At 63.2% G+C, this 8,951-nt stretch carries 11 protein-coding genes; 8 read left to right on the top strand and 3 right to left on the bottom strand.

The genetic code is table 11. From position 1 onward, the window contains the following. Positions 1-343: 343 nt before the first annotated feature. Positions 344-2,302 carry an ABC-F family ATP-binding cassette domain-containing protein gene (locus G489_RS20035; protein ID WP_035872373.1) on the bottom strand — a complete coding sequence of 653 codons (1,959 nt, stop codon included), beginning with the start codon at positions 2,300-2,302 and terminating at the stop codon, positions 344-346. A gap of 248 nt (positions 2,303-2,550) precedes the next feature. Here G489_RS20035 and G489_RS0110385 point away from each other — a divergent pair, with 248 nt between their 5' ends. The 4 genes from G489_RS0110385 to G489_RS0110370 all read left to right on the top strand — a co-directional run bounded on the left by G489_RS0110385 (position 2,551) and on the right by G489_RS0110370 (position 4,208). Continuing rightward, complete coding sequence (locus tag G489_RS0110385; RefSeq protein ID WP_029041498.1) at positions 2,551-2,997, top strand: hypothetical protein; 447 nt, start codon at positions 2,551-2,553, stop codon at positions 2,995-2,997. A gap of 89 nt (positions 2,998-3,086) precedes the next feature. Next, on the top strand, positions 3,087-3,509 hold the full coding sequence (ndk, locus tag G489_RS0110380) for a nucleoside-diphosphate kinase (RefSeq protein WP_029041497.1): 423 nt from the start codon (positions 3,087-3,089) through the stop codon (positions 3,507-3,509). Between the two features lie 126 nt (positions 3,510-3,635). Beyond that, complete coding sequence (locus G489_RS20030; protein ID WP_035872369.1) at positions 3,636-3,866, top strand: hypothetical protein; 231 nt, start codon at positions 3,636-3,638, stop codon at positions 3,864-3,866. Positions 3,867-3,887: 21 nt separating this feature from the next. Further along, entirely contained in the window at positions 3,888-4,208 is a 321-nt protein-coding gene (locus tag G489_RS0110370; protein ID WP_035872399.1) for a hypothetical protein, read from the top strand. A 99-nt stretch (positions 4,209-4,307) separates the two neighbouring features. On the opposite strand, the gene G489_RS0110365 is transcribed toward G489_RS0110370, so the two are convergent. After that, on the bottom strand, positions 4,308-4,607 hold the full coding sequence (locus tag G489_RS0110365; protein ID WP_029041495.1) for a DUF1127 domain-containing protein: 300 nt from the start codon (positions 4,605-4,607) through the stop codon (positions 4,308-4,310). A 106-nt stretch (positions 4,608-4,713) separates the two neighbouring features. On the opposite strand from G489_RS0110365, the gene G489_RS20025 reads away from it, so the two are divergent. From G489_RS20025 to G489_RS0110350, 3 genes are all read left to right on the top strand, one after another. Then, positions 4,714-5,583, top strand: a complete 870-nt coding sequence (locus tag G489_RS20025) for a LysR substrate-binding domain-containing protein (protein ID WP_051332524.1) — start codon at positions 4,714-4,716, stop codon at positions 5,581-5,583. A gap of 93 nt (positions 5,584-5,676) precedes the next feature. Then, positions 5,677-5,991, top strand: a complete 315-nt coding sequence (gene sugE / locus G489_RS0110355; RefSeq protein WP_029041494.1) for a quaternary ammonium compound efflux SMR transporter SugE — start codon at positions 5,677-5,679, stop codon at positions 5,989-5,991. 82 nt (positions 5,992-6,073) lie between these two features. Next, positions 6,074-6,529, top strand: coding sequence for a DUF305 domain-containing protein (locus G489_RS0110350; protein ID WP_029041493.1), 456 nt, complete (start codon positions 6,074-6,076; stop codon positions 6,527-6,529). Here the strand turns inward: G489_RS0110350 and G489_RS0110345 are convergent, their stop codons facing one another. Continuing rightward, the gene (locus G489_RS0110345; protein WP_029041492.1) at positions 6,530-7,186 is read right to left on the bottom strand and encodes a MarR family winged helix-turn-helix transcriptional regulator; all 657 of its coding nucleotides are present in this window, start codon (positions 7,184-7,186) and stop codon (positions 6,530-6,532) included. Between the two features lie 172 nt (positions 7,187-7,358). On the opposite strand from G489_RS0110345, the gene G489_RS0110340 reads away from it, so the two are divergent. After that, positions 7,359-8,882 carry an MDR family MFS transporter gene (locus G489_RS0110340; protein ID WP_029041491.1) on the top strand — a complete coding sequence of 508 codons (1,524 nt, stop codon included), beginning with the start codon at positions 7,359-7,361 and terminating at the stop codon, positions 8,880-8,882. Positions 8,883-8,951: the final 69 nt, after the last annotated feature.

Below are 8,951 nucleotides of genomic sequence, written 5' to 3'. Positions count from 1 at the left end.
ATGGAAACTCGACCTGATCGAGGGCATGAACCTGAAATGGGAGGATCTGTGGCCCCGCATCTCAACGTAGCGGCGGCCTATTCCACCACACGCCCTCTTCCCGTGCGCCACCTCATCATGGACCCTCGTCCTGAGCCTGTCGAAGGGCAAGCCCGAGGGTGACGAAGGAGGGGAGGCGGGGGGCAGCGTCAAAATTCTCTCTCCGCATCCTGAGGTGGGAGCGCCAGCGGCGCGACCCTCGAAGGATGGCAGAACGCCCTGCCTTCGCCCTTCGTGGTTCGACGAGCTCACCATGAGGGCTCAGGGTGAGGGCGCGGGGTAGGGTTTAGGTTGGAAGTTGGCCTCAAACGCCCTGCGCCTTTTCCGCTGCCTCCAGCGCTTCGCTGGCTTCGAGCCACTGGGCTTCCGCGTCTTCGAGGGCGGATTTGAGGCGGGCCTGTTCGGTGGTGAGTTTCACCGTTTCGGCAGGGTCGCCTTCATAGAGCTTGGGGTCGGCCAGCTTGGCGTCGATCTTGTCGAGGGCGGATTGGTGTTTCGCCATGTCGGCTTCCGCCGCCTTGATGGCCTTGCGTAAGGGGGCGGTTTCCTCGCGCAGCGCGGCGGCGCGTTGACGCTCGGCCTTGCGGTCGCGCGGGACGCCATCGCCCGAGGCATCGCCGGACCCGTTCCCGGACCCACGGCCCGTCCCGGTGCCACCACCATTGCCGCCGATGCCGGGCGTGCCGCCCTCGGCGATGCCGCCGGGATTGGTCAGCATGCGCTGATAGCCTTCGAGATCATCGTCGAACACGGTGATGGTGCCCTCGGCAGCAATCCAGAGCTGGTCGACCGTGGCTTCGATCAAATGCCGGTCATGCGAGATGATCAGGACGGCGCCCTCGAACGCGTTGAGCGCCTGGATGAGGGCATCGCGGCTGTCGATATCGAGGTGGTTGGTCGGCTCGTCGAGGATCAAAAGGTTCGGCCCCGAAAAGGTGACGAGCCCCATCAGGAGGCGCGCTTTCTCGCCGCCCGAAAGCTTGGAGGCGACGGTGTCCATGCGCGAGGTCGGCAGGCCCATCTGGGCGATGCGCGAACGGCGCTTGGCCTCGCTGTCATAGTGGGTGAGCGGCTCGATATGCTGAAGCGGGGTCTCGCCAGGCTTCAACATGTCCATCTGGTGCTGGGCGAAATAGGCGATCTCGAGCTTGCGCGCCTTTTGCATCACCCCGCCCATGGGGGCGAGCTCACCGGCCAGGAGCTTGGCGAAGGTCGATTTGCCGTTCCCGTTGACCCCGATCAGGGCGATCCGGTCTTCCGGATCGATGCGTCCGTCGATCTTCGAGAGTACGGGTTTGCCGTCGTAACCGACTGAAACATCGTCGAAACTGAGAATCGGTGCGGCGACGGTGCGCTTGGGCGGCGTGAAGGAGAAGGGCAGGGCGTCTTCGTCGAACAGCGCTTCGACCGGCTTGATCTTCTCGATCCGCTTGAGGCGGGACTGGGCCTGCTTGGCCTTGTTCGCCTTGTAGCGGAAGCGGTCGACATAGGACTGCATATGCGCGATTTCGGCGAGCTGCTTTTCGCGCGTCTTGTTGACGATCTCCATCTGCAGCCGGCGCTGGGCGTCGAACCGGTCGTAATTGCCGCGATAGAAAGTCAGCCGGCCCTTGTCGAGGTGAACGATCGAGCTGACCGCCTTGTTGAGAAGGTCGCGGTCGTGGCTGATCAGCAGCACGGTGTGCGGATAGGTGGCGAGATAGCGCTCGAGCCACAGGGCGCCTTCGAGATCGAGATAGTTGGTCGGTTCGTCGAGCAGCAACAGGTCCGGTTCGGCGAACAGCATGGCGGCAAGCGCCACGCGCATGCGCCAGCCGCCCGACAGGGCCGAGCAAGGGCCGGCCTGGGCCGCTTTGTCGAAGCCGAGCCCCTTGAGAATGGCGCTGGCGCGGGCTTCTGCGGTGTGCGCATCGATCTCGGCAAGCCGGGTGTGGATCTCGCCGATGGCATGCGGATCGGTTTCGGTGTCGGCGCGGGACATGAGGTCACGCCGCTCGGCGTCGGCATGCAGCACCATGTCGAGAACGCTGTCTTCGGTCGAAGGGGCCTCCTGCGCGACCGAGCCGACCTTGGCGCGCTTGTGGACGGTGATCTCGCCGGTCTCGGGGGTCAGCTCGCCCTGGATCAGCTTGAACAGCGTTGTCTTGCCCGTGCCATTGCGGCCCACCAGACCCGCCTTCGAGCCCGCGGGCAACACCAGCGAGGCGTCTTCGAAGAGCGAGCGGCCCTCGATGCGAAAACTCATATCGGTGATTGTCAGCATGGCGGGAACGCGAGGGCAGTTGAGGGGATTGAACGGACGGGTTGAACGCGGGGCGGCGGCGCGCGCCCCGAGATAGGCGTTTCGCGCCGCAACTGCAATGGGCGTTACGCCCGCGCAATCCGGACGGGACCGGCTCACGTGCAAGTGAGGGCGATTGCCCGATTGTCAGCACAGATCGGGTTGGGCGGGCTTGCCGGGACGATGGTGCCGGGGCAGGTTGCTGCAGACAATGCAATGACGAGGCAAATATGCTCACCCGAATCCTGGCCGTATTGCTGGTCGTGCTGGTCGCCGCCGCCCTGATCGGCGGCGTGATCTGGTCAGGCGCGAGCGACGCCGAAATCGACGTGATGAACCCGCCGCCCGAGGCGGTACAGGTCGCCTGGCGCACCGAAGAAGGGCGCGTCATGCTGCAATACACCTATACCGCCCCGAATGGATGCTGGCAGGAAGGGGACTTCTCAGTCGATCCCGGCCCGCCGGCGAAGGTGACCATCACGCCCGAGATTATCGAGGGCGCCTGTATCCAGGTGCTGACCCCTTTGGCCTATACGCGCGAGATCGATCTGCCCGCCGAAGCGGAAACGCTGACGGTCACGGTCGAACACCCCGCCTCGGGCGTGATCGAGACCAATGAACTCTGGATCGCCCCGGACGAGGCGACGCTGAAAGGCGAGGTGGCATCGGACGAGTGAGCGCTGGGCCCCAACGCCCGCTTGCCAGCGCGATTGGCTGACGCTAAAAGGCGCCAACCTTCCCATCAAACGCACGTCAGGAACGGCAAATGGCTCTCGAGCGGACTTTCTCGATCATCAAACCCGATGCGACCAAGCGCAACCTCACCGGCAAGATCATCGCCAAGCTGGAAGATGCCGGCCTGCGCGTCGTCGCCTCCAAGCGCATCCACATGAACCGCGAACAGGCCGAAGGCTTCTATGCGGTGCACAAGGAACGCCCCTTCTTCGGCGAACTGGTCGAATTCATGATGTCCGAACCGGTGGTGGTGCAGGTGCTTGAAGGCGAAGATGCCGTCGCCAAGAACCGCGAAGTCATGGGCGCCACCAACCCGGCCGATGCGGCCCCGGGCACCATCCGCAAGGAATTTGCACTGTCGATCGGTGAAAACTCCGTGCATGGCTCGGACTCGCTCGACAATGCGAAGAAGGAAATCGAATTCTTCTTCACCGATGACGAGATCGTCGGCTAACGCCACGCCTTCATCGCGGGAATTCAAGGGCCGCCTTTCGGGGCGGCCTTTTTTGTGCGCGGTGACGGGAACCGGTGACAGTGGCGCAGCGTTGACGGAGTGAGGACGCAGCAAACGGAGACCGGCATGCAGAAGCGTCATCACGATCCCGACACGCACACTGATATCGCGCCACCCGACGACAAGGCGCCCGCCGCCTATCGCCCGGGTGAACCGAAGACCGAAGGCCGCGATGGCAGTCAGCCGGTGCGCCATGCAGGCAAGGACGGCATGCGCCACCCACCGAAACGGAAATGGGACGAAGTGGACCAGGCAGGGGATGAATCATTTCCTGCGAGCGATCCGCCATCCTATTGAAAATCAATGGAGAATGTCCCGATGCTGAAGATATTCGAACTCACCCCGGTCGCCGAGGCTGACGATCCCAACTGGGATATCGGCTCAGGCCACGGCACCATTCGTGTGCGCGCGAAGAATGCCGGCGATGCGCGGCTCGTTGCCGCCGAAGCAGAGACCGAAAAGGCCGGCCTTGCCGGCGAGCCGGCGCTCAGGGTTTCGGCGGAAAGCACAAGTCCGTTCTTCGACGAGAAGCGCTATTCGGTGACCCGGGTAGACCCGGGCGATTATCCCGAGGACGGCCCGCGCGGGCTGGTCGCCGGCGATATCGCGCTCGAAACCATGACCCCGGCCAAGGGCTGACCCGAACCCGGGCCGCAGGGAAAAGGCAGTAGGGGCGACGGGCTCCCTTGGGGTCGGGAGGGCCGCCGCCCCGGCCGGCGCGAGGTGACCCCGTACAAGTCAGACCCCGCGCCGGTCATTCAGCAAATCCCAGGCCTTGGTCTCGTCGAGCGCGGCCTCGCGCAATTCCTTGCGCGTCACCCCGACATCGCGAAGGTGATAGTCGCTGAGCTTCATGAGATGTTGCACGGCCTCGCGGCTCGCCTTGCGCTGGCGATAGTCGAAATAGGCGCTGAGGGTGCCCGACAGCACTGCCACCACGGGACGAAGCAGCCTGCGGGTCACGCTGTTGAAGGTCTTGCCCTGTCCCTTGAGATCAAGAAAGGGCAGGCGGTTTCCGTATGAACGAATGTCAGTCATGGGTCCATCTCCTTGCTGGACCCTCAATCTGGTGGCAGTTGACAAATCGAACAAACGAATGTTTTTTGTGTTTTAGATCGATATTCCCGATTTATGGATTACTGCCATGCATTCCCTTGATCCGGACTTCCTTCGAACCTTCTTGGCGATCGCCGATGCCGGTGGCTTCGGCGCGGCCGCGGAGCGGGTGAACAAGACCCAGTCGACGGTGTCGGCCCAGGTGAAGCGGCTCGAGGAGATCCTGGGCGTCAAGTTGTTCGAGAAGGTCGGGCGCAAGAACATCCTGACCTGTCATGGCGACAAGCTGATGGAATATGCGCGCTCGATGGTCCGGCTCAATGACGAGACGGTCTCGACCTTCCGCAATCCCGAGATTTCCGGCGCGATCCGTATCGCGACAAGCGACGATTATGCCCGGGCTTTTCTGCCCCGTGCGCTGTCGAGCTTCGCCCGCAGCCACGCGGCGGTTGACTTGGAAGTCGTCACCGACACGACGGCGGATCTCTGGCCCCATTTCGATCAGCAGGGCTTCGACATGGTGATCCTGTCCGCGCGGGCCGGAGAAGTGCCCATGGAGATCCTGCGGCGTGACAAGCTGCACTGGATCGGCCCGGACAATTCCAATCTCGCCCTGCGCGACCCCCTGCCGCTGGCCCTGTGGCCGGAAGGCTGCTCATGGCGCGATGCGGCGATCGCTTCGCTGGCCAAGATCGGCAAGCCGTGGCGGCTGGCCTACACGACATCCAATGTCGAATTGCTGGCAGCGACGGTGGCCGAACAGCTCGGCCTGACCGTGGGACCAAGCTGGTATCTGCGCCCCGGCCTCAGGATTGTCGAAGAGCTCGACAAGGAGTGCCCGCTCGGCACCACCGAGATCGGCATGGCCATGCGCCGCGGCGACACCACGCCGCCGCTCGAAGCCTTTGCCGATCATTTGCGGCGTCAGTTCTCGTCGGTGCTTGTCGCGGCCGCCTGAGGGTCCATATAGAAGTCGAAACGGGGCGGGGGACGACCCCCGCGAAGGGACCCATGACTGTCCGGACGACCGGCCCACACGCAGGAGCCGGTCGTGGCGTGGATCTACCTTTTCATCGCGGGTTTGCTTGAAATCGTCTGGGCCATCGGGCTCAAACACACCGAAGGTTTCACCCGCCCGGGCGTCACCGCCCTGACCCTTTCAGCCATGGTGGCGAGCTTTGCCCTGCTGGGGCTGGCGCTGCGCACGCTGCCGGTGGGCACGGGCTATGCCGTATGGACCGGCATCGGTGCCGTGGGCACGGCGATTATCGGCATCGCGGTTCTCAAAGAGCCGTCCAGTGCGCCCCGGCTGATCTCCATCGCCCTCATTCTCGCAGGAATTGTCGGGCTCAAGCTCAGCGCATGAAACCTCCAAACTGGTCAGGCGTTCTGTCAATGAACACGGCGGTCTGCCCGCCGAACCTGAATCAGAGGATCAGGGGTCTTTCATGCCAATTTATCTGCGCTTCGCCTTGATGATCGCCACCTCAACGGTGGTGATGCTGGGTCTCATGTATCTCAACAGCTACGACATCATCGGTCATGCCTTCTGGAGCGAGACCCGGGCCTATATGGCGCTGGTGATGGGCGGCGCGATGGCGCTCATCATGCTGGGATTCATGCTCGGCATGTATCGCGATCCCGCGCTCAACATGACCATACTGACGGTTGCGGTTCTGGCCTTCGGTGGCGGGCTCTACCTGGTGCGCAGCCAGGCGACCATTGACGATGTCGACTATATGCGGGCCATGATCCCGCACCATTCCATCGCCATCCTGACCAGCACGCGGGCCAACATAGAAGATCCCCGGGTGCGGAAGCTGGCTGACGGCATCATTGCCACCCAGCGCAAGGAAATCGCCGAAATGGAGGCGCTGATCGCCGAACTGAGCGAAAAGGAATGATCAGGCGCGCGCCTTGTGATGCACGGCATTGCCGACCTGGATCTTGAGTTCGCCGATCTCTGCAGCAAGGCGATCGGAATGCGGCGCATCGATCTGGTCCGACCAGGTTGAAAACCGTTCGAGCAGCGGCAGGAAGGCGGCACGCTCCTTCTCGGTCCATTCGGCAAAAAACTCGCCCATGATCAGGAATTTGTAGGTCCGGACCGCGTCGACAAGCGCGATGCCGGCCTCGGTTGCCGCGATGATGGTGCGGCGGGCATCGGCCTGGCTCGCCTCGCGCCGGGCATAGCCGAGATTGACCAGCTCGGAGACCAGCCTGCTGGCACGCGAGGGATCGATGGACAGCCGCTCGGCGACCGTTGCCACCATGGTTTCGCCTTGCTCTCCCTCGGGAATGCCTTGATAGGGAGCATGAATGGCGATCAGCACGTCGAGCTGGGCCAGATCGATGTCGAGCCCCAGCTCCGCGATTGCCATATTGCCGAGCTCGCGCTTCGACATGCGCTGGCGCCATGTCTGCAGGATCCCGTCGACACCGAACACCGCATCGATCACCGATTGATCGATGCCGGCGCGCTCGAGCCGGCCAGTCATCCCGGAATCGAGCGAGGCCGGTCCGGCTTGGCGGGGGGCGGATGGGGTCTTGTTTTCGGTCATTCGATCTTTCCAAAATACATGCTGTTGACATGTAATTGCTGTCAGCACATATATGCGTTCAACATTCAAACGGCAAGTGCCCCTTTTGGCACATGCCTGAATATGGCGACACCGCCCCCGGATCTTTGAAGTTGGGGGCCATGGTCGTTCAAAGATTTGGAAGGATAGCGGCATGACCGCAAGCGAAAACACCGCCATGCCGGCGGTCGAGCAACCCGTTGCTCTTGTGATGGCTGCGATCGCCACGGTTCTGTTCCTTGGTTCCCTCAGCCAGACCAGCGTATCGACCGCCCTGCCGGTTATTGTCGGCGATCTCGGCGGCCTCGACCACCTGACCTGGGTGATCACCGCCTATCTGCTGGCTTCGACCGTCGGTGCCCCGATCTATGGCAAGCTGGGCGACCTTTATGGCCGCAAGATCATCATCCAGTCCGCCATCGGGGTGTTCCTGATCGGCTCGATCATTGCCGGTGTCGCAGCGGACATGATGATGATGGTGGCCGGCCGCCTGGTCCAGGGGCTGGGCGGTGGCGGGCTGATGGTCGTCTCCATGACCGTTGTGGCCGATGTGCTGCCTGCCCGCGAACGCGGCAAGGCGCAGGGCCTGTTGGCCGGCGTTTTTGGCATTTCGACCATTCTCGGCCCGCTGATGGGCGGCTTTTTCGTCGATCATCTCTCCTGGCACTGGATCTTTTTCGTCAACCTGCCGATCGGGCTGGTGGCCCTCGGCGTTATTACCATGGCGCTCAAGCCGCTTGGCCGCCGGGTGAAGCACAAGATCGACTATGCTGGTGCGATGATGCTTGCCGGGTTTTTGGCGTCCACAGTGCTGTTCACCAGCCTGGGGGGCACCAGCTTCGCCTGGAATTCGCCGGTCATTCTGGGGCTGATGGCGCTTTCCGTGGTCTGTCTCGCAGGCTTCATTTTTGCCGAGCGCCGCGCCGCCGAACCGGTGTTGCCGCTCTCCTTGTTTCGCAACAACAATTTCGTCGTCTCGAACGGCGTGGGGCTGATCACCGGCCTTGCCATGTTCGGTGCCATCACCTTCATGCCGCTCTATCTGCAGGTCGTGAAGGGCATCAGCCCCTCGACCTCCGGTCTGCTGCTGCTGCCAATGATGGGCGGGCTAATCGCCGCCTCCACCATTTCAGGCCAGATCATGAGCCGGACCGGGCGCTACCGTATCCTGCCGATCGTGGCGAGCGTGATCATGTTTTCGGGTCTCTCCCTGCTCGCCACGCTGACCCCGGATACCGAGATCTGGCAGGTGTCGGTCTATATGCTGATCGTGGGCCTTGGCATCGGCCCGATGATGAGCATTGGCGTCACCGCCATCCAGAACGCCGTTGCGCCCGAAATGCTGGGCGTGGCGACCGCCAGCGCCGCCTTGTTCCGTCAGGTCGGCGGATCGCTGGGCGTTTCGGCATTCGGCGCCATCTTTGCCGGCGGTCTGGCTGTCCAGCTTGGCAATCTGCAGGGCGGGGAAGCGCTGGGCGCGGGCCGCTCTTCGCTGAGCCCGGGCCTTGTCGCAAGCTTGCCGGAACCGTTGCGGCACACCGTGCTCGAAGGGGTGACGGCGGCGCTGCACCCGGTGTTCCTGTGTGCCGCTGTGGCCAGCGTGATGGCCTTTGCGTTGTCGTTTCTTCTGCGCGAAATCCCGCTCTCCAACACCCTTCCGGGACGAGACGCAGCCTGACCCCGGTCATCAGAGAAGTGACTGGCTCCGATCACCCGAATTGATCGGAGCCGGGGCTGACGGCGCGGC

It is taken from the genome of Cucumibacter marinus DSM 18995 (assembly GCF_000429865.1).
Lineage (GTDB): Bacteria > Pseudomonadota > Alphaproteobacteria > Rhizobiales > Devosiaceae > Cucumibacter > Cucumibacter marinus.
Note: the sequence above shows the minus strand (reverse complement) of the source record. Positions and strands in the feature narration are given on the sequence as shown.

What these genes read in the sequence shown, in the direction of transcription:
- G489_RS20025 (WP_051332524.1), top strand. Translation starts at nt 4,714, where the DNA reads ATGCATTCCCTTGATCCGGACTTCCTTCGAACCTTCTTGGCGATCGCC.
- ndk (WP_029041497.1), top strand. Translation starts at nt 3,087, where the DNA reads ATGGCTCTCGAGCGGACTTTCTCGATCATCAAACCCGATGCGACCAAG.
- G489_RS0110365 (WP_029041495.1), bottom strand. Translation starts at nt 4,607, where the DNA reads ATGACTGACATTCGTTCATACGGAAACCGCCTGCCCTTTCTTGATCTC.
- G489_RS20035 (WP_035872373.1), bottom strand. Translation starts at nt 2,302, where the DNA reads ATGCTGACAATCACCGATATGAGTTTTCGCATCGAGGGCCGCTCGCTC.
- G489_RS0110370 (WP_035872399.1), top strand. Translation starts at nt 3,888, where the DNA reads ATGCTGAAGATATTCGAACTCACCCCGGTCGCCGAGGCTGACGATCCC.
- G489_RS0110340 (WP_029041491.1), top strand. Translation starts at nt 7,359, where the DNA reads ATGACCGCAAGCGAAAACACCGCCATGCCGGCGGTCGAGCAACCCGTT.
- G489_RS0110350 (WP_029041493.1), top strand. Translation starts at nt 6,074, where the DNA reads ATGCCAATTTATCTGCGCTTCGCCTTGATGATCGCCACCTCAACGGTG.
- G489_RS0110345 (WP_029041492.1), bottom strand. Translation starts at nt 7,186, where the DNA reads ATGACCGAAAACAAGACCCCATCCGCCCCCCGCCAAGCCGGACCGGCC.
- G489_RS0110385 (WP_029041498.1), top strand. Translation starts at nt 2,551, where the DNA reads ATGCTCACCCGAATCCTGGCCGTATTGCTGGTCGTGCTGGTCGCCGCC.
- G489_RS20030 (WP_035872369.1), top strand. Translation starts at nt 3,636, where the DNA reads ATGCAGAAGCGTCATCACGATCCCGACACGCACACTGATATCGCGCCA.